This window comes from Candidatus Poseidonia alphae (assembly GCF_943787815.1).
Taxonomy (GTDB): domain Archaea; phylum Thermoplasmatota; class Poseidoniia; order Poseidoniales; family Poseidoniaceae; genus Poseidonia; species Poseidonia alphae.
Map to the genome: position 1 here is coordinate 492,405 of NZ_CALSNW010000003.1, position 23,533 is coordinate 515,937.

The following is a 23,533-nucleotide window of genomic DNA, read 5'->3' on the forward strand; positions in this document are numbered from 1 at the left end:
TCAATCTTGAAAGGGATGAAGGCGTAGGCCGGCCATGGGCAGCATTGTACTCTTTGGACCCCCTGGTGCTGGAAAAGGCACTCAAGCGCAGCGAATCATGGAACATACGGGGCTCCCTCAAGTCTCCACCGGTGACATGCTAAGGGCTGCGTTGAAGGAAGGCAGTCCGATTGGGTTAGAGGCGAAATCGTTCATGGACCGAGGGGCGCTCGTTCCAGATGGCATTATTTTAGGTTTAATTGAAGAACGAATCAAACACAAGGATGCCGTTAACGGTGTTATGTTCGATGGGTTTCCACGTACCATTCCTCAGGCAGAAGCCCTTCAAAATTTAACAGAGATCACTCACGTTTTGGCCATTGAAGTCCCTGATGAGCGAATTGTTGAACGAATTTGTGGGCGCTCAACATGCGGAACCTGCGGGACCGTTTACCACGATACGTTCAACCCGGTACCCGATGATGGCTGTTCATGCGGTTCCTATGTCGAAAAGCGTAGGGTTGATGACAATGCAGAGACCGTTCAAACTCGGCTTGGGGCTTACCATGAGCAAACTTCACCGTTGGCTGATTGGTACGATAACCTCGGTCTTTTTTTCCCAGTAGACGGTGATAGAGATATTGCTGACATCACCAAAGATTTGCTAGAAATATTGGACTGAGGCTTTAGAGAATGGCCCGAAATCGTCGTCGAAATCAGCGCCAACAACGTGGTGCAGCGGCTGAAGTTGCCCAAACTCATTTGATTGAAATTCTATCAAATCCGCAGGATTACACCATCGATGTCGTTGATTCTGCTGCCGTCCATCTCATGAAAGTATCACGGCGGCATCGACTTTCATTGCCTCAACATTCCCGACACCTTGTTTGCAGAAAATGCTGGGCAGCGCATTCGCTACCCGGTCGTCTCAGGGTCCGTATTCGCCTAGGGCAACGGACTACTACCTGTCTTAAGTGTGGGACGATTCGGAGGTTTGGTGGCGGTCCGAAACACCATCGACTTCAACGAGGTGAAAAGTAATGTCTTCTGTTCCTGACCGTGTACTCAAACAAGCAAAATCACGTGAATTCCACCCAAGCGTTCGTATTGGGAAATCCGGATTAACGGATACGGTGATTGAAGAGGTCGTCAATCAATTAAAGTCCCGAGAACTCGTAAAGGTCAAGATGAACAAGGGATTGTTCGAGAGAGAACAGCGCTCTGAGGTCTGGGCTTACATTGCAAATGAGACGAAATCTACCCTTGTTTTGCAGCGTGGAAATATTGGTGTTTTGTGGCGCTCCTAAGCAGTCCATAGGCAAACGGTCAAAGGGAGAACCCCTTTGGCTAGGAATAATAGGTGCATTCCAGTGAACTCCAATCTCCTTTCCAATAAAAGTCGCAGCATTTCCTTCGGCTTACTGATTTTTGTCGGTTCCATGATCTTCGTCGGTTCATCTCGAGCTGGAGGCGGTGGTGGTATTGACCTCAATTTGCACATCAGAGAAGGTCTTGAAACCCAGGCCGTGTGGGTTGGTCTCGCCATTCTCCTTGGAGTTTATGCTCTGATCATCACCGAAGTGATTCATCGTACTTTGGCCGCTGCAGTTGGTGGTTTGGTGGCCATGCTTGCTCTCAACTACTACACTGAGGAGGCTGCTCTTTCGTTGGCTCAGGTCACGACCATGATCGATTGGGAAACCATTGGGCTGCTTCTCGGTATGATGGTGATGGTTGGAATCCTTTCACATACGGGAGTATTCGAGTACTTTGCCGTTCTCGCTTACAAGAAAAGTGGAGGGTCAATCTGGACCCTTGTTGTCATCCTTTGTTCGGTAACCGCCGTTCTTTCAGCCTTCCTTGACAACGTCACAACCATGTTGCTCCTCACGCCTGTGACCATTCAACTTGCTAAGGTACTGGACTTGAAGCCCATTCCGATTTTGATTTCCGAGGTTCTCTTTTCGAACATTGGTGGCGCAGCCACAATGATCGGTGACCCACCCAACATTATGATTGGCTCCGGACTTTCCGAGTCTGCCATTCGAAACGCAAAGTCTCCTAATGGTGGAGGTTTTAGCGAAGAAATGATCGCTCAAGGTGTGACCTTTAACGACTTCATCATAGAAATGGCACCGGGGATCCTTATGACCGTTGTTCCCTCATTTATGTTCATCAAATGGTTCTACAGAGAGGAATTTTCCGGTACTCGAGTTCGAGATGTAGCTGAATTGGAAGCGAAGTACGGAATTAAGGACCCAGCCATGCTCAAAGTAAGCGGTTCCATTCTCATCCTCGTGATCATCAATTTCTTCCTTCACCCGATCACCCACATCGCAGTTTCATGGATTGCACTCGTTGGTGCGGTATTGATGCTTCTCGCAACCGATCGTCATGAACTTGAAAAACCGCTGGAAAAGGTCGAATGGGCCACACTCCTCTTTTTTGCAGGATTGTTCGTATTGGTTCATTCTCTACAGGAACTGCAAGTCATAGCCTTCATTGGGGAGTACGTTGAGAAAGCCATTGCGTACTTTGGTGACGATACGCCCGAAGGCCAAACGGTACGACTTGCAGCAGCCATTCTCATCGTATTGTGGGTTTCTGCCGTTGCATCAGCATTTATTGACAACATCCCCTACACTGCAACCATGATTCCAATTGTCCTCCAAATTTCCGATAATTTGGGCTCTTACCTTCTTAGCCCACTGATTTGGGCGTTGGCCTTTGGGGCCTGCTTGGGAGGCAATGGAACCCTCATTGGGGCATCTGCAAACGTTGTCACGGCAGGGATGGCGGAAGAGGCAGGTTACCCAATCTCGTTCAATGAATTTTTCAAGGCAGGATTCCCTGTAATGATTATCAGTACCTTCATCGTATCGTTCTACATGCTCCTCGTTTACGTGGTCGGTAGGGATGGCAGTGAATCCATGATCAAGCTCGCTTTGATCTTTGTAACAACGGTGAGTATCGTTCTCCAGGTCATGCGTGGCCGCAAGAAGGGAAAGAGTCTAGCCGATGCACTGGTTGATGACGACTTGGATGCAATTGTAACTCTCGTCAACGACGTTAAATCGATCCCAGGAGAGATTGTGGGTCGACTACGCCAAGAAGAATGAAACAAGGTCAACAGAGCGTTGCTTTCAAGGCAGACGGCGAGTCCCGAGGTTTGAGGCAGGCCGTATGTTTGAGTGTGAAGTCTGTGGATTGCTCTCGCTAGGAGGGTCCGCATGTCCTGCATGTGGGAGTCAATTACGAATTGATTTATCACAAACATTGCTGGCTGAGGAAGGCCTTCCATCAGAAGTTCCCGGACTTGATGATGCCGCTGAATCGTGGTATGAACTCGAAGGTATTGAGCCACCTGCTCCGGAATCGGACGGCGCTCCACAAGGGCTCCCTGGTACAGAAAGTCTGCCTTTTGGTTTTCAAGGGGAATCCAATGTCGTAAGTTCCCGATTACCGTTCGGAATTGGAAGCTTCGCTGAAGGTATACCGTTTGAGTCCGACGGGGACGGCCTACCAGAAGAAACAATCGAGCCTGCTCCTGCTCCTGCTCCTGCTCCTGCTCCTGCTCCTGCTCCTGCTCCTGCTCCTGCTCCTGCTCCTGCTCCTGCTCCTGCTCCTGCTCCTGCTCCTCTGCTCCTGCTCCTGCTCCTGCTCCTGCTCCTGCTCCTGAAGCACCCCCGGCTGAGGCGGTAACACAAGTCCCAGAGCCGATGGTAGAACTTCCATTGATTCCGGACCCACCACTGCTCGAAGCAGTTCCAGAGCCTGTTCCGGCTGTTGCAATCGCACAGCCTTCCACACCAGAGCCCGTTCGTCTTGATTCTGCTCGATTGGTGAAATCATTGGAACCGGAAGCATTGGATGTGCCGGATTATTGGAAAATTGATGCTCCTATTCCTAACTATGAAGAAATTTACGATCAAGGGGACCAAGTTATTGAGGTCACTTATGATTCTCTTGACGATGATGTCCTCGTCTACGACCACGAAAGCGACTCGCCTGCTGCCGTCTTCTATTCTCCGCTGGAGGCTGCGCCAACCGGGGAAACTAAGCAAACGATCCGCCTCAAATTGCATCCGATTATGGCCATGGGTGTAGACATCACAGGCCATCCGGAACTCAATGAATTCCTCCAGGCTGGCTTTGATGCTCTTGTCAACCGGCAATGGGTCCAAGCAGCCCGCTCATTCCAGAAAATCGCATCAAAAAAGCCGACTGACCCTTATGTGTTCAACAACTACGGCATCGCTCTTCTTCAACGAGCTTTGGACATGAAAGACGGTGATGATGAACGGCAGCGTGAGATGGCCGATGCACAATTTGAATCTTCAATTCTCGCTCTCAGGGAGGCGGCCAAGAATGCACCTGCAGAAGGCGAGATTCTCCTTAATCTCGCCCATGCCCTCATCGAAAGCGGGCGTTCGGAAAAGGCGCTTGGGATCATGAACGTCCACAACCAACGCACTCCAGATTCAACCAGCGGACTGAACTCAGCGGGCGTTGCAATGTTCCATCTCGGTCAACTTTCCCAGGCCATGGAAACTTTCCGGAAAGCAGGCAACGACCCCATCGCTCAAGAGAACCTTTCTCAGTTTACCAAGGCCAATTGAGGCCTATAAGCCTAAAATCGCAATTTCGTAACCTAAATCAGCGACCTGTACCACAGTTTCAGTACAAGTGCGAACCGATTTCTTCATATACGGGCGGTAGGTCGGGGGGTTGCTTAGCACCCTGTTATGCACGTCATGGCGGGGGTAGGGCTGAGGAGAATCACCCCGAGGAGGTGGTTTTCTGAGGAGGCCGAATAGGCATGATATAGATACCGAAGGGTTACTCATATGGTGTGGTAACATACACATGTGATGCTACAACCCAACTGGGGGATCGCTCGGCTCGAGTGCCGATGAAGGTCGTGACAAGCTGCGATAAGCTGCGGGTAGGCGCATGTATGCCTAAGATCCGCAGATGGCTGAATAGGACTTCCTGTTTCTTCGGAAACGGTCGCATTAGCGATAGGGAACCCACCGAATTGAAGCATCTTAGTAGGTGGAGGAAATGAAATCAATAGAGATTCCGTTAGTAGTGGCGAATGAACACGGATCAGGACAAACCGAATCCCAAATCGAAAGAGAGGGAGATGTGGTTGGCAGTCTTTTGTCTAAGTTATGGAAGGTGAACTCGCCTGGAATGGCGGATCCATAGAGGGTGAAAGTCCCGTAACCGTACATAATATGACCACGTGACTGTCACAGAGTAGCATGCGTTGGAAATCGCGTGTGAATATGGGAGGCAAATACTTCCAATCCTAAATACAACTCGAGACCGATAGTTTACAAGTAACGTGAGTGAAAGCTGAAAAGTATCCTTAGCGGGATGTGAAAAGAACGTGAAACCAGTTGGGTACAGGCTGATTGGGCGTGAAAGCGAAGATATGAGCAGCGTCCAGTCGTGCGTTTAGAAAAATGCCCCAGGGAGTCTTGATCATTGGCGAGGTTAAGTGGTTGATCCACGAAGCCGAAGGGAAACCGACAAGTCCGCAGCAGTTTACTGTGAGGGACGAAGTGTGCTCGCTTGGAGTCAATGGTGGAGGACCTGAAGCCCGACGATCTATGCCTGGCCAGATTGAAGCCCGTTGAAAGATGGGTGGAGGATCGAACCGTTGCTGATCTGCAAATCGCTCGGACGAGCTGGGTATAGGGGTGAAAGTCCAATCGAGTTGGGCAATAGCAGGTTCCGCGTGAAACTACTCGTAGGTAGACGTTAGTGGAGATTGATTACGCTGTAGAGCACTGATTGTGCGTTTAGGGGGAGCGATCCCTCGGCGTGCTGCCAAACTCCGAAGGTGTAATCGTTGTAGATACTAGCAGTGAGTGATGGTGGGTAAGCTACCATTACGCAAGGTGAACAAACCAGCCTGAAGTTAAGGTCCCTAAATATCAGTTAAGTGTCACAGACAAACCGTGTCCGTGGTCGAAAACAACCAGAAGGTGGGCTTAGAAGCAGCCATCCTTGAAAGAGTTCGTAACAGATCACTGGTCTAGCTTGCGGGCCGGGAAAAGGGACGGGGCTCAAACTGATTACCGATACTTCAGACCATCGAAAGATGATGTGGTAACGCGGCGTAGTGCATGGGTGGAAGGTAGGCTTTGAGGTCTACTGGACCGTGTACTAATGAGAGTCTTGGGAAGAGTAGCAGCACAGTGTGGTGAGAATCCGCACCGCCTTATAAACCAGGGTTCCTCGGCACTGTTTATCAGCCGAGGGTTAGCCGGTCCTAAGGTCATTCTTAACCGAAATGATCGAAAGGGAAATGCGTTAATATTCGTATGCCCCTTACACAATATATGGTGACGGCTTGGGCAAAGTCAATGGATCATATGCCAGGTCCATCGATAACTAATTTCTGGAGAACTGTCACAGTGAGAAGGAAAGAAAGTCCCAGGTCCCATGAAAAGCCGTGTAAGGTGACCGTACCGAGAACTGAAACAGGTGTTTTTGGGTGAGTAGCCTAAGGCGTATCGGATACAAATATCGCGAGGGAACTCGGCAAAATAGCTCCGTAACTTCGGGAGAAGGAGTGCCAGATTGGGAACAATCTGGTCGCAGTGACTAGGGAGCTCCGACTGTTTAATAAAAACATAGGGGACTGCCAGATCGAAAGGTTGTGTATAGTCCCTGAATCCTGCTCAGTGCTGGTATCTTAAATCGGGTTTCAACCTGACGAAGGACCAGTAAACAGCGGGGGTAACTATGACCCTCTTAAGGTAGCGTAATACCTTGTCGCTTAATTGGCGACTTGCATGAATGGTCCAACGAGGGCTCCACTGTCCCCGCGATATGTCCGGCGAAATTGACTTTACTGGCGCACAGTCCAGTACATTCTACCCGCAAGCGAAGACCCCGTAGAGCTTTACTGCAGCCTGTCGTTGCATTGTCGCTTTCCATGTACTGTGTAGGTGGGAGATGTTGATCCCTGGGACGCCAGTCCTGGGGGGAGTCGAAAGAAGAGACACCACCCTTGGAAGGTAACAATGCTAACTCTTAATGAGAACACCGATTGGTGGGCAGTTTGGGTGGGGCGCCACGCGCTCGAAAACCTAACAAGCGTGCCCAAAGGTCAGCTTAGGTGGTTCAGCACTCCACCGTTAACTGTAAGGGGAAAAGCTGGCTTGACGTGGATCCGCACAATAAGGATCGACGATGCGAAAGCAGGGCCTAACGAACCTACCAGGCTTATATTTGAGGCCGGTAGATAACAGAAAAGTTACCTCGGGGATAATTGAGTTGTCACCAGCAAGAGCTCACATCGACCTGGTGGCTTGCTACTTCGATGTCGTCTCTTCCTATCCTGGGTCTGCAGCAGGACCCAAGGGTGGGGTTGTTCGCCCATTAAAAGGGATCGTGAGATGGGTTTAGACCGTCGTGAGACAGGTTTGTTGCTTGGTGGTAGAATCGCGTAAGGTGTCTGATGGAAGGGGTCCTTTAGTACGAGAGGAACGAGGGCTCGGGGCCACTAGTTTACCAGTTGTCTGGCAAGGCAATGCTGGGTAGCCACGCCCTGAAGGATAAGAGCTGAAAGCATCTAAGCTCGAAGCCACCCCAAAGACGAGACACCTCAGAACGCTCGTAAAAGACGAGATGATAGACTGCGGATGTAAGTACGAAGCTTCGGCGACGTATTCAGTCCAGCAGCACTAATGTTCGAGCATCTTTTTCCGTGTATGTAACCGCACCATGAGTGCCCTTCGTCTAAAATATCATGCCTATTCATTAGCGACGCTATGTCGCACCTCAGATCCGATTCGAAAAGAGATGGGTGCACGGTCACAGCGAAGGTGTTTACCTGGTCCCATTCCGAACCCAGAAGTCAAGCCCTTCTGCGTCTCTCCCATTACTGTGGTACGAGAGTCCACGGGAAAGGAAGTCACTGTGCCCCTCTCTTTTCACCCCGGATCTATCCTCGACCCGTCAGGGCGCTTAAGGCCGGTTCTCCTCCATGGAGACCGGCCTTTTTTGCGTTCTGTCAACCATCACCATGTTTTTGAACCAACACACACAGAAGGAAGTAATCCCATGCCGATCGACACCGTAGACATTTTTGGAAGCGACCAAGTTGGCATCCATTTGGCCAGTGTCGGACGTGTGGTGTTCCATCCTCCTGAAATGCCTACTCCAATCCTTGAAAAAATTGAACAGGCTCTTGAGCTTGAACTTCACCCAATATCCATTGGTGGTTCCAATTTAATTGGGGCCCTTATTTGTGGCAATCAACGCGGAATCGCCGTTGCCGACATCGCTACTGAAGGTGATATTGACCAGTTGACAGCATTCGGGGACGTGGTGGTCATGGAAGGCGGTGTGAACACTGCTGGAAACCTTCTCGTTGTCAACGAGAACGGTGCAGTGGCCTCGCCCAGTATTCCTCACGATGGACTTGAGATTCTTGCTGAAGTTCTTGGTGTTGACATCGTTCCTACAACAGTTGCCGGCCATGATGTTGTCGGAAGCCTTGCCGTTGCTAACGACCAGGGCGTTCTTCTTCATCCCGACGTCACTCCTGATGAAGCGATGCTCATCGAAGGAATTCTCGGCGTACCGCCAATGGTGGGAACCGTCTCCTTCGGTTCTCCATACGTTGGCGCTGGTGTCTGTGCCTCGAATACTGGTGCTGTTTCTGGGACAAAAACCACTGGACCTGAACTGAATCGTATTGAAGATGCCCTCGGATTTTTGTGACGAACTACCGTTCAGACCATGTGAAAGGTTCAAAGGCCGTTTTCCCAACCAAAACACATGGGAGAAATGCTCTACCAAGGAAAAGTGAAGCAAGTATGGTCAACCGATGATCCAAGCATGTTGGAATTTCGGTTTACAAATCAGATTTCTGTGTTTGACCAAATCATACCCTCTCTCATTCCTCGGAAGGGAGAATCATTGAACCGGACCACTGCGCACTGGTTTAATTTGGTCGAAGCTGCTGGGATTTGCAAAACTCATTTGATTGAAGTTAACGGTGCGGATCGATGTCTTGTTCGTAAGGTTGAGATCATCAAAGAACCTGGAGCCATTCCTCGGGATATGGAATGGGTGTTTGTCCCCCTCGAAGTTATCGTTCGGCATTACCTTTCTGGATCCGCTTGGAGAAGGTATGAACGAGGAGAATTAACTGCTGAGCAACTCGGCGTTTCCCCGAATTGTGAATACGGTGTTAAACTGAATGAACCATTCGTTGAAGTGACTACAAAGTTCGAGAAATTTGATCGAAATATCGGTCGCGAAGAAGCCTTGGCGATCTCTAACATTACTGAAGAAGAATACGAGGCCATCGTCAAAGCAGCACTTGCAGTCGATGAGATCATTGAAGAAGAAGCGGCGAAAAATGGACTTATTCACGTTGATGGTAAGAAAGAGTTTGCACTGGGTGATAATCGTGAAGTAGTTCTTGTTGATACCTTTGGGACACTCGATGAGGACCGATGGTGGGACTCGGAAGCCTATGCTAACGGTGAATGCATTGAACTCTCCAAAGAATTCGTTCGTTCTCATTACATTGGGACCGGTCACCAAACCGAACTCAAAATTGCCCGTGACCAAGGTGGAGAAGAGCCTCCGATTCCAGCACTTCCGCAATCGGTTATTGACGAAACGGCTGCTCTGTATGCATCAATGTACGAGCGGCTCACTTCTCAATCGTTCTGAACCTAAGCATGGGTGCGAAACATCACACCTACATCTCTGCGTTCTGCAGACTTAAGCAAGGTCATGAAGTGTTTAGCAGCATCAGCAACACCACCATCCAGGGGTTCATCATACGAAGCAGTCCAGGTTCGACTGGATAGGTTTCTACGCAGAAGTTTGACTTCATCTGTCGTGATGAATCCTTTGATGTTCATGCCACCAAAACCATCTTCATAATTTCTGTGTCCGCGATGCTGCTCGGTACAATACGATGTTAATTTAGTCAATAGAGAGACAATGCTGTCATAGATATCTTGTCCATCGTTTTCCGTTATCGCACGGTTTGGTCTGATGTAGGCGAGGAGATAACCGAGGAGTGAACCGTCATCCCACGGAAACCTTCCAAATCGCTCTCGTGTCAATATTTCCCCAAGGGGTACTGGTCGTCCATCCTTAGAAAGTTCAATGGTCGTAGTGAACAAGAGTGTGGCTTGATCCCAATCAATTGATGCGAGTTCATGTGGACGTTGAATTCCTTGTGAATTGAGACGGGTAAGGAGTGCCCCTTCCTCGGTAACAAGCTTCTCCCAATCTGCTGCTGAATCGCCGTTAACGCCCTCAAGTGCATCGATGATTTTCTCAGCCAGTGAACCATTACATGCATCAAGCGTGTAAAACGGTGATGTGGAGGCGAGCGGGAGGTCTTCCATGGTTTCTGCCCCCTGCCGAACCGTCATAAGGGCTTGGTTCAACTTTCTTCAGTTGCCAAAGAAGCGGTTCATTCTGTCTTCAAGGGGTTCACTGGGTTCCGCCTCTTCACCTTCGCCAAGTTCTGAACGTAGGGATGCGAGCCGTCCGCTTGGGGATGCATCGACGGGTTCTGGGGCATCAAACACCTCAATTGTACTGGGCAACACCTGATCCTCAATGGAACTTTCTTCAATTGCAATGGCCTGAATTTCTTCAACGCTGATGTCTTCCTCTTGCTCAACAACTTCGATATCATCGGATGAGGGTTGAGGGGTTGCTGCTGATGTTGACGTTGCTTGCTGTGTGCTGCTGGTCGGCCCATCAACCCGCTTCTCCTGCGGTCGTATCATCCCACCAAACCAAGCCAAGGCAAGAACCACTGAGGCAATCCCAACAATCCACCCAGCATCACTTGATGACACGCTTAGGATGTTTTCCGGTTGGTAATAAATTGATTTTGAATCGTCATCAGGATTGTCATCAATGTGATAAGGCGTACCACAGGCAATGGTGGCGGTTAGTTTGTCATCCTTACTCAAAACTCCAGGGTCTTCGATGAAAAAGATAGGAGCGAAATCAGAATTTGCAACATCAACTACGTATTCAATTGACCATCCACTCTCTGCTTCAACAGTAAGACGACATACCGATTGGTCAAGCAATTCGTATCCAACTCTGTTGATTCCTACAGTGATTGAACCCTCGCTGCTGAACGAACTGATTCCAACATTCCAACCGCTTTCTCGGGCGGTTACTGGTTGTTCATTTTGGCTTAGTGTCCGGCCGTATTGGTCCAGAATGACAATGGAAATCACAAATTCTCCTGGAGCAGGGTCCCAATTGTCCAAAGTCATGTCAATGGTACGATTGCCCCCTGCAGGGACGAACCAAGAAGTATCTTCGAGAGGTATTCGTTCTCCATCCGATGTGATGGCTGTGATGACCGCTCGCAAATCTTCATCCTCCCCTGCGATAAGTTCACAGGTGCCGATCAGTCCATCCAATGGCTCAGTCCCTAAGTCCGTCAGGGCCTGAAGGTCCAATTCACATGCTGCTGAAGAATCTGGATAGGTTCGTGCCACAATATAGAGGGAAAGCGTTCCTTCTGTGGTTCCGTTGGAATATTCAACGTTAATCTCTCCTGAAGTTGTCGGTTGCGTAAAGAGGAGACTGCCTTGTGCCTCTTGAACATCCAAACTTGAGGTGTAGGCCCAATTGCTCAGGCTGTGTCCATTGAGAGAAACTGAACGGTTCACGCCGATGTATGCGTCAATTACAGGGGATTGCGAGAAGGATACGACCGAGCGTTCAATTTCTATGTCATGGATTGTTGTTCCAAGAAGTGGGTGGTCTACATGAAGGGCTACCAAGAAGCGCTGCCCGTCCCATTCTGCTGCTGGTTGCAAGTTAAGAGGAACTCCTTTGATCTCGTTTGGGGCCAATACAAGTTGGTGACCTTGTTGTGTAGTCCATCCTTCTGGGAGTCCACTTACGCTAAAAGAGAGCAAGGCGATGTCGTTTCCATTGTTTTCAACCCACGCCGTTGGGTAACCACCCTCATCTGAAACCATCCACGAACTTCTATGGTCCACGGTCATGTTTGGTGCAGCACCAATTCGAACTGGAACTTCCTCGACTACCAGCCCTGATAGGTCCTCATTAGAGATTCGAATGGAAATCATTCCGACTTCCCCCGCTACTGCGTCCGCAGGTGGTTGGACATGTACGACCAAGGTATCGGTGGCGAACGGGGAGATTTCGGAGTGGTCATTTGGTAGGGTGATGTTCCACCCCGCTGCGGCTTTGCTGAAGAACGGAACTTCATACCCGTTGCCCAGGTGTTCCAATTTGAGTGTCATGTTCTGGCCTGCTGGGTCGATTTCAAGTTGGGCGTCAGTAAGGTTGAGTTTCCAACCAAATGTTTGTCCAACCGTCAAGGAGACGTTCGTATGTCCAAGGACAAATCCGTTCGATTTGTGTTGAATCATAACCGTTGTTTCGGTCCCCTGCCATGCTTCATCAGGAATAAGAATCGTCACCGTTCCGTTTGTGGATTGATTGATGTCCACGATTTCGCTCGTGGACGGTAGAGCAGACCATAGGGTGGTGTCAGAACCCATGTGCTCAACCGACAAGATGGGGTCAAGGGTGAGGGTGTCTGGTGCGTTTCCTAGGTTCACTCCAGTCAGGTTGATGGTGACTTCATCTCCAGGGTATACCGTGAGGTTTTGTGAATCAGCGTTCGCAACACTCCATTCCCTGCTCGGTGCGGCTTGAATCAATACGGAGGTCGTATGAACAATCTCCACGCCTCCAAGAGACGTCCATGTGAATTCCAACACGAAGGGCACCTGTGCAGGAATTTCTTGAGATAGGGATACGTCAACTCGCCCCACGCCGGTCGACCTTGCGCCAAGCGTTGCTTCGTAGTGGTTGTTATCATCACCAAAATAAGTGAAATTGACATCAGGTGTGACCGAGACTTGATGCGTTCGGGCTTCGGCAGTGAGCAGGAACGTGTCTTCACCGTTACCTGGGTTTTCGAGATAAACCAGGAACATGTGCTCCTCAGTTACGTTGAGAGAGAGGACACCCCCTTCTTCCGCAGGGAGGGGTTCAAGAATTGAAACATTTGACCGGAAAATCTGGAGTACCTGCAAGGATATGTTGAGTTCAAGGAGGTTGTCTAGATCATCCAATTCAATGAAGGAATGCCGTTGAGGTTCAGCATCCGGAGGGAGGAACAGCGTGAGTGAGCCACCAATCGCCTGTCCACCGGTTCCAGATGCTTCGAGGAATGTCCCGTTAATGCTCCAGTCCCCACTTGTGGACCACTGCCATTCACTATGGAGCATCTGAGCTTGAGCCATATTCCACTGAATCATTCCCGTACCGGGCAGGTTCCCTTCAAGTTGCCACGACAACGTAGCATTTGGAAGTGAACGATGGTGTGAGGGCATGGCGGATATTTTGACGGCGGTAAAGGCAACTTCAAGGGATTCACAGAGGGAGTTTTCGCCGCTGCCGAGACAAAGGGTCAGGGTCGTTTCGGTTTGGGAGCCCCAAGATGCGCTACTCGGTGTGTTCAGATGGGCAAACAACTCCCTGGATTCTCCGGGTAGAAGTGTGATTGAGAACAACTCATTTCCATTGGTATCATGGAGCGAGGGCGACCCACCCCATGAGGGAGCGGTCCACGTTAGCGATGTAGTGGTTTCCTGAGCATTCCCTAAATTCTCGACCATGAACCATGCTTTAGCAACGGTATTGGGTCTTCCCTGACCCATTGTTTCGTTCACACCAGATGGCCCAGCCAAATCCAGGCCGCGGGTTCGAAATACTTCAACAGGAAGTCTGTAGGTTGCATTGATTGTTGAGTCGCTATCAAGTTGGAGCGTGAGGTCAACGTATCCTGACTCGTCCCCTAGAGCAGACGAGGGCAGCGAGGCGTCAAAGATCACAGATAACGGTTGTTCGGGGGTCAGTTCAGGATTGAGGTTTTGTGCACCACTCGGGCCAAACGACCAACCGTCGGGAAGCGAAGAAATATCATATGTGAGGGTCCAAGAAGCAGTCTGTGAGCCAATGGATGTTAATTCGATCTCGATGCTTTGAGATGACCCCGGGTTAATTCGGGGCGTAGCCAGTGGTCCGTCAATTCGTGCAACATAGGGTTCAACAACCGTATACGTCATGGTTTCTATGTTGTTGTCTTCCCTGTGTTCGCTGATGTTGCTGTTAAGGTCAAGTACGAGTTCAAATTCATGAACGCCTAATTCAGCAACGAATTGTGCTGTGAAGGTGAGGGGACCGCCTTCACCCGACGGTGATACCGGCTCGCTTGTTGTGAAACGAACCCTCTTCATCTCAACCCCGTTTTGATACAGAGCAGCGTCCAGGTCATCTTCTGCTTCTCCTGTTCCAATGTTTGAGAACTGGCCAGTGACGGTGACGGTGTCTCCAGGGTCGGCTTGTGCAGGATTGAAGGAAATTCCTCGGTTGTCCGCAGATGGAGCAAAGTCTGGTGCACGATGCGATACGAGGGTGTCTCCGTATAGGAGGTCAATATGGCCGTCTCCATCGACATCTCCTGCTGCAGGTGCAGCCCAAGTTCGGTGAGGCATGGTCAGGGATGTTGACCATTCCTCGTTGATGTCTGCGGAGGCTCCAGTGTCTCCATCAAAAGCCCATAGCCTACGGCCAAAAGCAACAACGATTTCATCCGTACCTTCACCGTCAATGTTCATACTAATTGGGGGTGAGACGCCGATTTCGTCGTTATCATTTCCGCTTCCACGTTGCAGATCCCTGGTCCATTCTACGACCGGATTCTCGTCACTGATGTCTGTACATCCAACCATTCCCTTGCGGTTGAAACTAATCGTTGATTCTGAATACCAAGTGACCCAGCACAAACGGTCTGCAATCTCATCTGCGTCCGTGTCAAGGGGGAGTGGTTGCGCGTCAGCATAACCGTTCTGAGCTCGGAAATTGAACACTTCTTCGGTTGATGTGATTTCCATGCCGATAAAACGGGCTCCGTTTCCTGAACTACGACCGTTTGCGTCCGTTGGAACCGTGAGAATCATCTCGGGGGCATCATCGGCATCAAGTTGCGTAATAACCGGCCCAGGCAAGCGCAAACGTGGCGCATCTGAGTCGGAGTCTGTACCTTGGACAGCCACACGTTCCCAGTCAAGTGAGCCAGTCCCACCGTCAATTTGCCAAATCCACATGTTGCCGGATGTGTCGTCAATGGTCGTCAACAATACGGAGGTGGTTGAATCATCAAGTTGAGCCCAAACCGGGTCAGAGGGATGTGTTCCTCTGTCGAGGGTGACGCTCCAAACTGCTTCGGAGGGTTGCGTTGAAGTGAGGGAAAAGGATTGTACCTTTACGACAGGATTGTTTTCTGGGTCGTCCACGACAGACAAAACCAATTCAGGTGTGCCATCGAGTTGCAAATCAGCAAGGAGCGGCTGTGTGACGGCCTTATGGTTGCTGTTTGATGTTGCAAAATGTGGCGATGGTGAGCCAATCCTCAGGTCAGAATCACTGTAGGACCACATAAGTTCGTTTGAATGCCCTGATGTCTGCCAGTTGGATTCCGTACAGGTTAAACGGGGTGACCACACATCAATATTCAGAGCACCACTTGTGTCGTATACGACGATGATCTCTTGAAAACCATCCCCATCAATATCATTGATGATTGGCGTGGATCGAATGGCTTCGGTGGATCCTAAGCTTGCTTTCCAAGCAATTTTGGCGTCATTACCACTGATGATGTTAAGGAAACTTTCTCGAACACCTCCGCTAACGGTGCTTGACACCAAAACTGGGGATAGCGTTCCAATACCACATCGTTCCAGGGCTGCTTCAGTTGCGGTGATGCTCTGAGTAAAGTCACCAAGGACAGAGCCATAGGCGTCACTTCCGTCTTCTTCGCCGGAAAACACCTGCCAGTTTACTACCGGGTCAACGACACTTGCGAGTTCGGTAACGTCGCTAACATTACCCTCTCCGGGGCCACCGTCGGGGCTGTGGTTAGGCATTGTGAAGTTGTGCGTTGGAGTGTGGCCATATTGGCTCCATGGTTGCCCGTAGTAATCCCATGATTCGCCTGATGAGGTCGGCTGGACCGCTTCGTTTTCTCGTAGCGGTTGATGGGTCATTACAGGCGAGATGACGACAGTGAGCATCAACAAGGCCATGAGCAAACTTGCCCGTGCAGGGGCGTTTGACGGGCCACGGCTTGCTGACATCATATATGACCGCCTTCGGGGGGTTGTTATGGGTTATGGCTACTTGAACTACTAAAACCCCATTTACCCAATGTTTCGAAGAAGCCACCTTATCCCCGTTTGATTCCATGAGTGGGACGAAGTTCCTGCCGCTTGAATTAAATAGGGGTCGTCGGTGGACAGAATGACTTCGGTCGCTTTCTCTCCTGAGGTAACCCCGGTGAAGGACGGATTAGTCTTCATGGCTTCCGTCTTTTTCCGCACCTCAGTAGAGTCTCAAATGAGGTGAAAAATATGTACAAGGTAGTAACCAAGGAAGACACCATCCGTATTCCTGCGGAATACATGCGAAAGGGCCAATCATTGGACCAGCACATCGACCGCCTCTCAATGAGTGCTTTTGAAGGTAGATTTGACGAACAGAACCGCTTTATTCTCGTCACAAACAATCACAAAACCATTGGACGAGGACGAATTATCCACGGAGATGGAGCAATCTATCAACGGGTTCAATTCGACGCTGTTCTCTTCTGCATGGACGACTATGAAGTCGTTGAAGGGGCAGTTTCCGAAATCAATGAGTTTGGAGCATTCGTCCGGATTGGTCCAATGGAAGCCCTTCTTCACAAGTCGCAAATTATGGAAGACACCGTAGAAGCCAACATCGGTAAGGGAATGATAGAAGGACGAAAAACCGGAAAGCAAATCGGCGTCGGTTCATTCGTCCGAGCCAGAATTGTATCCTTGTCTCCAGATACTTCTGACCCTCGACGCTCCAAGATTGGACTCACCAGCAAGCAACCTGGCTTGGGATGCCCTGAGTGGAAAGTAATCGATAAGAACAACGAAGGAAGTGATTGATGTGGCTAAGAATCCATTTGCATGTGGCGAATGTCATCTCGTCCTCGCAGAGCCGATCGACCAGTGCCCACGTCATCCTTCTGCCCCTGTGTCCTCCGATTGGACAGGCTACGTCATCATCATGCAACCAGGTCGCTCGGAAATAGCCAAGCGCTTGAAAGTAGAACTACCGGGCCGATATGCTCTCAAAGTCAACATTCGATGAGGTGAATACCATGAACATTAACGAAAGAATAGAAAATAAACTCCTAAACCGCATCGAAATCTCCTTCAGTTGGAAACACGAAGGAAAAACAACACCTTCTCGAAAGGATATCATGAATTTGGTTCGCACACTCGAGCCAGGTTCAAACCCAGAGTGGATTGTCGTCAAGGACTGCGAAACTCGATACGGGCAACCGTTGACCACAGGGACTGCATACATCTACAGCTCAGAAGAAGCAATGGCTGTAGAACCAAGTTACATCAACAAGCGCCATGAACAATTCCGCTCGGGCTCTTCAAAATCCGATGATTCCTCCAACGGAGGTGACCAGTGATGGGTGACGGTCCTAAGGCCTCTGCAAAGTGGTCAAAATACAAAGTCGAAGACGGCAAACTCGTCCGTGCTGAACACTGCCCAGAATGTGGTCCAGGTGTTTTTCTTGCCCACCATAACGACCGGAAGTCTTGCGGTCGCTGCGGCTACACAAGCATGAACGAGTGAGCGATTCACTCCTCTTCGTCAACAACCGGTGATGTCCCTTCAAAGGGGCTGTTGCGCCATGTACCATTGTTGAACAGAACCAATGCTCCGCCTTTTACGGGTTCGATGTGGACTGGAATCTCGTCCCATTGTTGGCGTTCAATACGAGTTGCTGTAATGAGAAACTCTTCGCGCCACCCTGCAATTCTCCATCCCTCTAACGTAGAATCCCACGATGCAAACTGAATGGGGCCGTTGAGTTTGAGTGTACGCAATAGGTTTCCCTCATGGATCCATGTCAGTTCACCCGTTGTGGAACAAATGATTTCATGCAAGTCATGTTTGAAATGATGTTCAAGCGGTGCTTCGGGACCGACAGCGATGAATTCCTCAAGCAAAGCCCCAGTTAACAAGGAGCGACGTTGTATTCGACCTCCTCGTGAGGTCAATGTGAATGAATCATCGTTAAGATGAAGGGCGATGGTCTCAGAATCCCTTGGTCGTTTTTTCGGATAGTTCCATGTTGGTTCAGCCATTCTCCATAATTCATCAGCCTCTGGAGTGAGTCCGTAAAGACCCTTCCTCCACAAAACAAAAACCAGACTGTTACCGTTTGCAGCGAGGGCTAAAGGTTCAGAGTTGAGGACATGGGACCAGATGTTTCCCTCGGGATGCTTCGCTTGTTCGACTGTACTTGTTGTTCTCAGGTCTGCACGTGGTGGTCCGCTTTTTGGAGCAGAATCCAGCGGTATGCACCCCATTCGAGCCATCATAAGTTCGCCGTCAATCCAAGTAGCGTAGAGTCTGTCATTCAATACGATCGAATTGCTGATGGTCATCGGAAATGGCTTTGCATGAGGATAACGAGGTTTCAATTCCTCGCCCAAGAGAAGTACTTCTCCATCCATTCCCAGCACCAACAATCCCCCGTCGTATTGGTGGACCCGTGAGGGGAGGAAAGGAATTGCTGGAGGCAGGCCTTCGTCCATGGACATAAGTTGGGCCTTTCATATGTGAAACCTTGTCCTCGGTGGGGTCAAATGTAGGGAGTGGGTGGGAGAGCCATGGGGGCCAATACGATCGCTCTCATCGTGGTCAACTGTTCAGATGTTGCGAGTTTGAATCAAGGTGAAGCCTTGAGGGGAATGCGTTCTTGGGATGAAGGTTCCCATGTAGAAGGGCACCGTTCATTCGCATCAGAAAACGTACGAATGTGGTACCTCCCCGAACATGTTCTTAGCGAGAATTATCTTGACCGCCGTTGGTTTGAGGCGACGGGAGAACGTGTGACGGAGGTAATTTTCCCTTCACGACACTCAGCTGCGAGTGGTCAAGCCTCCTTAACACTGCATCCGATTGGAATTCCACACATGCCGGCTGGGGAATTGGGAACTTACGGCGGCATCGGAGGCAGAGCCCCTCCGCCAAACAGCCGTCTTGCACCCTGGTGGAGGATGCTAAAGCAACGATGGGCCGATCAACCTGAACTTTCAAACTTTGACCTTTCCCTAGAGGTCACTCATCATGGACCTTACTTGGATGCCCCCTCGTTGTTCATTGAGGTTGGGTCTACTGAAGCCACATGGGGGCATATTGGAGCCGCTCACCTTCTTGCGACCATCATCCATGATGGGTTGTTTGAACCATCCATGGGGCCCTCTTGGAATGAATCCGAACATAGAGATTCCTTGGTCCTCGTTACTCTTGGAGGTGGCCATTATGCTCCTCGTGCGAATGTCCTCGCAAGTTATGATGGAGTTTGGCTCGGCCATATGCTTGCAACTTATGCTCTGCCTTTTGTGAAACAGGACGGCCCTCCGGGAGGAACTTGGGCACAAGCCATTGAAGAAGCAGTCCGTTCAACTCAGCAGGCTTTTCCAGGGGGAACCGTTGTTGTTTACATGGATAAGAAATCGTTCAAGGGCTGGCAGCGCCAGGCCATTCGGGACTATTTGACGGCTCACGATCTCCCATTAATGACTTCAAAAACGTTTTTGGTAGCGCTTGGATTAATAGAGAATTAAACACAAAGGGTCAAAGAGCGCCGTTAGGGAGAGAGAAGCATGGTGGGCTGGGTATCTCGCACAATTGTAGGGGCAACCGTACGCATGCCCAAATGGTTTGTCCGTTGGGTCAGCAGGCGATATGTCGCTGGACCCGACCTCTCAGACGCTGTCGCCATCATGAAACGACTTTCTGGAGAAGGGACGTGTTTCACCATCGACGTGTTGGGCGAAGAAATCACTTCAATGGATGAGGCGCAATTTTTCTACGACGAATATGTTCGGGTTATCGAAGCCATCCATGCGGGGCAATTTGATGCAAACCTCAGCATCAAACCTACTGCTTTCGGTCTCCTCATCGACAGACAAAAGGGTATGGATAATATTCGTAAACTTGTGGAATTGGCTTCAAAGAACGATATGTTTGTCCGTCTTGACATGGAGGACCATCGGGTCACAACGGATACCATTCAGGTGGTCAAAGACCTTCATTCTGAAGGGCTGACCAACGTGGGGACGGTGATTCAAGGGCGTCTCTTCCGTTCGCTTGGGGATATTTCACATTTAGAACAAGAACTTGGGCCATTGGCCGACTATCGTATCTGTAAGGGCATCTATTTGGAACCAGACGATATCTCCTTCACTCAATACAAAGACATCGTTGATGCTACAAACAGTTGCATCGACCGAATGCTCGACGCTGGTGCGTATGTCGCAATCGCCAGCCATGACGTTCCAGTGATTGAATATTCTAAATCTGCTCTTGAATCGTTTGGGATGGGTCCTGGAAAAGAAGACCCACGTCCTAATGCCAACAAAAGTCGTCGGCATAAAGGACCAGGATATGAATTTCAAATGCTTCTTGGTGTGCGTGGGCCGATGCGAAGGAAACTTGCGAGTCAAGGCCACCGCACACGCATTTACATCCCGTATGGCCAAAAGTGGTACGAGTACAGTATACGCCGACTCAAAGAAAATCCAACGATTGGTACACAAGTCGCTAAGGCATTTTTGATGCCTTGGACGAACCGTCCATAATCACCTGCGTGGCTGTTTCCTTCGTTTGAATGAAGGTGCGACTCCACTTTTGATCTCATCCTTAGGACGGATAGGATTAGGGTTGTGGCCCAATTTACCTTCCTTCCATGCTTGCCGCCGTTCTCGAGGTGTTCGCGGAGCAAAGTACTCCGGTCGTGGAGGTTCATGGAGATACATTCGCTTGATATCAGGGGCGTGGACGGTTCCTCGTAGAGTGCGACCGGTTCCTGTGTGGATGGCTCGAATACGCCATGTTTCTCCCTCATGTTCCATGAGTTTGGACGCTGTAAAAGTCGTTTCTTGAGGGACGATGATGACTTCGGAGTATGAGTCTTCTCCTCTCGTCAACGTCATTTTTACACGAACTTTGTCCGTGCGAATGGCCGTAATTCGCTCAATGTCGGTAGCGAGAGCATGTTCTGGTTGTTTTCCATCGGTCGTTTCAATCTGATGAACTCTCCAAAGTTTTTCATCCTCATCAAAGACATCGTTGAGTACGAATTCTTCATCAGCGTCAATGACCAATACAATACGATGGGAGCTTGGGCCATCGGTGAGAATGAATGGAATGTTCTTGGCGGGTGGTGGGCGGAATTCGACGGTATGGACGTGTGAACATACTTGGCACCGGACCAGGAAATCAGCACCATCGCCGATTTTCTTCTCTTTGAGAATGTCATGCCCTTCGAGTTCATCACATGTTGGGCAATGTGTTGCATTGTCGAGAATCTCTTCCTCTTCTTCCCATTCATCGCCATCTTCCACGGTAAGGCCCCAATTGGTCCGCGTTGGACCCACCGTTTGAACCCATCGTAGGAGGCCGTCAAGCGAGGCTTGAAATTAAACGGACGAAAGGAGGGGGGCATGGGGGAGCAACATCCATCACCTGAGCGTGACGAAATACTCACTCATCTGCTTGCCCAAGACACGAACCAGCCTAGAGATGAACCCGAAGTGGCGGCGAATATCGGTGAACAACTGAAGCATATGGGTCTGTCAACTTGGTCCATTTCCATCCACCGGAGATTGCGAGATGCTTTAGGAGCATTATCTCCAGAACGAATCCTGGAAATTGGAGGAGGGATTGGACATCGAACGGCTTGGTTATACGACCTTTTTGAACGTCAAGAAGGATCCCCCACACGTTTCACTGTAGTTGAACAGGGAGCGAAATTCGGAGTGATTATTCACAGACTCATGACGCGTTACGGGGCTGAGGATTGGACCAATATTGTCGTTGGCGACCCCATCCAACTTGCAGCAGAGCACGCCGCATGGTCGTTGGCTACCACAACAACCGCTGAGATTTCAGAAACACCCTTCGTTTCCAATTACCAAGCCATTGTTGTTGATGGGCCATCGCCTCAACGAGCCAGCCTCGTCAAAACCTACATGCCGTTCTTGGATCAACAAGGAGTTCTGTTTACGGTTGAGCCGGATATGCCCACGGGGGATGTCGACCCAGAAGACGAACAAGGAATGGCATTGGTCGATGGATTCAATTCTTGGATGGAGCTGATTCAAGAAACACAATCAACCCATCATGTCGCATTTATGCCCTTATTTGGAGGCACGTTGGTGGCTTGGCTCCCCCGACTACTGTGAGTTCGCTTGGTCCAACAAGGCCTCGATTTGGAGAAGGCCGTATCCGAACCTGTCGTCATGGCCACTTTGGTCCTCCTGTGGAACTGCCGAGTCCATTAACCAATTTTTGACAAGATTGATGTTATCAGCGCTTCCCTGGGAACCGTTTGCTTTGAGTGAAGGATTTTCCTCGAGGAGGAGAGCTAACGCACCAGTGACATACACGGTAGCAGCACTTGTGCCGTCGGCTAAGCCCCAGCCGCCATCCATTGTGAGTACGGGGACACGTTCGCCGGGCGCAACGATCTCGGGTTTCTTGTGCGGGTCGTTGCGTGGAAGAAGAACAGGGAGTGGCAGGAAACGACCGTTGTTGTCACCTTCCGAAGACCCTGACCAGGACGTCCCTTTCAGGGTGGACCCACCGACTGAGATGACGGCAGTTTCGCTTGAAGGATGTGCAACGTCGCCGTCATCGTCCTCTCCACCGTCGTTTCCTGCGGCAGCGACAACGTAGACGCCTGCATCGATCGCTTCGTTAGCAGCATCACCCGAACTCCGGCCGGAGCCAGGTAAAAAAGGCAGGGCGCCGGGAGCCCCTCCAAGAGAAAGTGAAATGATGTGAGCGCCTCCGGCGACGCACCAATCGATTGCATCAGCAACCACCGAATCTTCCCCTGAGCCACTCGCTCCAAGTGCTTTTGCTATCAACAAATCCACATCGTTTGCGACACCCTTTAGCCAACCGTTCGCCGATATGATTCCGGCCATTGAAGTCCCGTGTCCGTTATCGTCGTAAGGCGTTGACCGCCCATTGACAAAATCTTTCCAATCCTTCAGCTCCATATCGTTAAAATCGCTGTGGTCAAGGTTGATACCTGAATCAACGATGCAAACCGCAACACCACTACCATCGAGAGACCCGCTAAGATGAATCAAATCGTTGTAATCTGCATGACGCTCAAGAGCTACCTCACTCGGACGGAGTAAGATGGCCCCATCGCTAAGAATAACAGCAACGAGGTATCCTGTAGCCAGGAGAAGAGTCATTCCAAGGGTAATGCTCACAATCGCTTTGATCATACCCAAATCATCGGTGGCTGATTCTGCGATGAGTGGAGGTGATTCAACGTGTTGATCCCCAAGTTCGCCATTGGCTCCATCCCAAAAAAGGACAGATCCATTGGGTTGAATTTCATCCATAA

20 protein-coding genes and 2 rRNA genes are annotated in these 23,533 nt (G+C 50.1%); 17 read left to right on the forward strand and 5 right to left on the reverse strand.

Going from position 1 to position 23,533, the window contains the following annotated elements; genetic code table 11:
• Positions 1–34: 34 nt before the first annotated feature.
• From AAA857_RS06815 to purC, 10 genes are all read left to right on the forward strand, one after another.
• Positions 35–661: an adenylate kinase gene (locus AAA857_RS06815; protein WP_338174205.1), complete on the forward strand. Its 627-nt coding sequence runs from the start codon at positions 35–37 to the stop codon at positions 659–661.
• 11 nt (positions 662–672) lie between these two features.
• A complete protein-coding gene (locus AAA857_RS06820) occupies positions 673–1,020 on the forward strand; it encodes a hypothetical protein (RefSeq protein WP_338174206.1) in 348 nt (115 codons plus the stop codon).
• Positions 1,020–1,286, forward strand: a complete 267-nt coding sequence (locus AAA857_RS06825; protein WP_338174207.1) for a YhbY family RNA-binding protein — start codon at positions 1,020–1,022, stop codon at positions 1,284–1,286. The genes AAA857_RS06820 and AAA857_RS06825 overlap by 1 nt, the downstream gene beginning before the upstream one ends.
• A 63-nt stretch (positions 1,287–1,349) precedes the next feature.
• Entirely contained in the window at positions 1,350–3,098 is a 1,749-nt protein-coding gene (locus tag AAA857_RS06830; RefSeq protein WP_338174208.1) for an ArsB/NhaD family transporter, read from the forward strand.
• Positions 3,099–3,162: 64 nt separating this feature from the next.
• On the forward strand, positions 3,163–3,681 hold the full coding sequence (locus AAA857_RS06835; protein WP_338174209.1) for a hypothetical protein: 519 nt from the start codon (positions 3,163–3,165) through the stop codon (positions 3,679–3,681).
• Positions 3,682–3,698: 17 nt separating this feature from the next.
• Entirely contained in the window at positions 3,699–4,598 is a 900-nt protein-coding gene (locus AAA857_RS06840) for a hypothetical protein (protein ID WP_338174210.1), read from the forward strand.
• Positions 4,599–4,844: 246 nt separating this feature from the next.
• A 23S ribosomal RNA gene (locus tag AAA857_RS06845) occupies positions 4,845–7,703 on the forward strand.
• A gap of 101 nt (positions 7,704–7,804) precedes the next feature.
• Positions 7,805–7,924, forward strand: a 5S ribosomal RNA gene (rrf, locus tag AAA857_RS06850).
• Between the two features lie 137 nt (positions 7,925–8,061).
• Positions 8,062–8,724: a translation initiation factor IF-6 gene (locus AAA857_RS06855; protein WP_338174211.1), complete on the forward strand. Its 663-nt coding sequence runs from the start codon at positions 8,062–8,064 to the stop codon at positions 8,722–8,724.
• A gap of 57 nt (positions 8,725–8,781) precedes the next feature.
• Positions 8,782–9,687 (forward strand): phosphoribosylaminoimidazolesuccinocarboxamide synthase, encoded by a 906-nt coding sequence (gene purC, locus AAA857_RS06860; RefSeq protein ID WP_338174212.1) that lies wholly within the window; start codon positions 8,782–8,784, stop codon positions 9,685–9,687.
• Between the two features lie 2 nt (positions 9,688–9,689).
• Here the strand turns inward: purC and AAA857_RS06865 are convergent, their stop codons facing one another.
• Together AAA857_RS06865 and AAA857_RS06870 are read right to left on the reverse strand one after the other, a co-directional pair.
• Positions 9,690–10,376, reverse strand: a complete 687-nt coding sequence (locus AAA857_RS06865; RefSeq protein WP_338174213.1) for a hypothetical protein — start codon at positions 10,374–10,376, stop codon at positions 9,690–9,692.
• A gap of 48 nt (positions 10,377–10,424) precedes the next feature.
• Entirely contained in the window at positions 10,425–16,181 is a 5,757-nt protein-coding gene (locus AAA857_RS06870; protein WP_338174214.1) for a CARDB domain-containing protein, read from the reverse strand.
• Positions 16,182–16,454: 273 nt separating this feature from the next.
• On the opposite strand from AAA857_RS06870, the gene AAA857_RS06875 reads away from it, so the two are divergent.
• From AAA857_RS06875 to AAA857_RS06890, 4 genes are read left to right on the forward strand one after another with little or no spacing between them, the layout of a single operon-like run.
• Complete coding sequence (locus tag AAA857_RS06875; RefSeq protein ID WP_338174215.1) at positions 16,455–17,021, forward strand: DNA-directed RNA polymerase; 567 nt, start codon at positions 16,455–16,457, stop codon at positions 17,019–17,021.
• A gap of 1 nt (position 17,022) precedes the next feature.
• Positions 17,023–17,226: a transcription elongation factor subunit Spt4 gene (gene spt4, locus AAA857_RS06880; RefSeq protein WP_338174216.1), complete on the forward strand. Its 204-nt coding sequence runs from the start codon at positions 17,023–17,025 to the stop codon at positions 17,224–17,226.
• A 10-nt stretch (positions 17,227–17,236) separates the two neighbouring features.
• Positions 17,237–17,560, forward strand: a complete 324-nt coding sequence (locus tag AAA857_RS06885; RefSeq protein ID WP_338174217.1) for a hypothetical protein — start codon at positions 17,237–17,239, stop codon at positions 17,558–17,560.
• Positions 17,560–17,727, forward strand: coding sequence for a 30S ribosomal protein S27ae (locus AAA857_RS06890; protein WP_338174218.1), 168 nt, complete (start codon positions 17,560–17,562; stop codon positions 17,725–17,727). Before AAA857_RS06885 ends, AAA857_RS06890 begins: the two co-directional genes overlap by 1 nt.
• Positions 17,728–17,732: 5 nt before the next feature.
• On the opposite strand, the gene AAA857_RS06895 is transcribed toward AAA857_RS06890, so the two are convergent.
• Positions 17,733–18,695 carry a hypothetical protein gene (locus AAA857_RS06895; protein ID WP_338174219.1) on the reverse strand — a complete coding sequence of 321 codons (963 nt, stop codon included), beginning with the start codon at positions 18,693–18,695 and terminating at the stop codon, positions 17,733–17,735.
• Positions 18,696–18,770: 75 nt separating this feature from the next.
• On the opposite strand from AAA857_RS06895, the gene AAA857_RS06900 reads away from it, so the two are divergent.
• Together AAA857_RS06900 and AAA857_RS06905 are read left to right on the forward strand one after the other, a co-directional pair.
• On the forward strand, positions 18,771–19,730 hold the full coding sequence (locus tag AAA857_RS06900; protein WP_338174220.1) for a D-aminoacyl-tRNA deacylase: 960 nt from the start codon (positions 18,771–18,773) through the stop codon (positions 19,728–19,730).
• A 39-nt stretch (positions 19,731–19,769) separates the two neighbouring features.
• Complete coding sequence (locus AAA857_RS06905; RefSeq protein ID WP_338174221.1) at positions 19,770–20,747, forward strand: proline dehydrogenase family protein; 978 nt, start codon at positions 19,770–19,772, stop codon at positions 20,745–20,747.
• Here AAA857_RS06905 and AAA857_RS06910 read toward each other — a convergent pair whose 3' ends face one another.
• Positions 20,748–21,545 carry an HVO_0476 family zinc finger protein gene (locus AAA857_RS06910; RefSeq protein ID WP_338174222.1) on the reverse strand — a complete coding sequence of 266 codons (798 nt, stop codon included), beginning with the start codon at positions 21,543–21,545 and terminating at the stop codon, positions 20,748–20,750.
• A 66-nt stretch (positions 21,546–21,611) separates the two neighbouring features.
• On the opposite strand from AAA857_RS06910, the gene AAA857_RS06915 reads away from it, so the two are divergent.
• Positions 21,612–22,352, forward strand: coding sequence for a hypothetical protein (locus AAA857_RS06915; RefSeq protein ID WP_338174223.1), 741 nt, complete (start codon positions 21,612–21,614; stop codon positions 22,350–22,352).
• On the opposite strand, the gene AAA857_RS06920 is transcribed toward AAA857_RS06915, so the two are convergent.
• Positions 22,344–23,531 carry a S8 family serine peptidase gene (locus tag AAA857_RS06920; protein WP_338174224.1) on the reverse strand — a complete coding sequence of 396 codons (1,188 nt, stop codon included), beginning with the start codon at positions 23,529–23,531 and terminating at the stop codon, positions 22,344–22,346. The genes AAA857_RS06915 and AAA857_RS06920 overlap by 9 nt on opposite strands.
• Positions 23,532–23,533 lie beyond the last annotated feature (2 nt).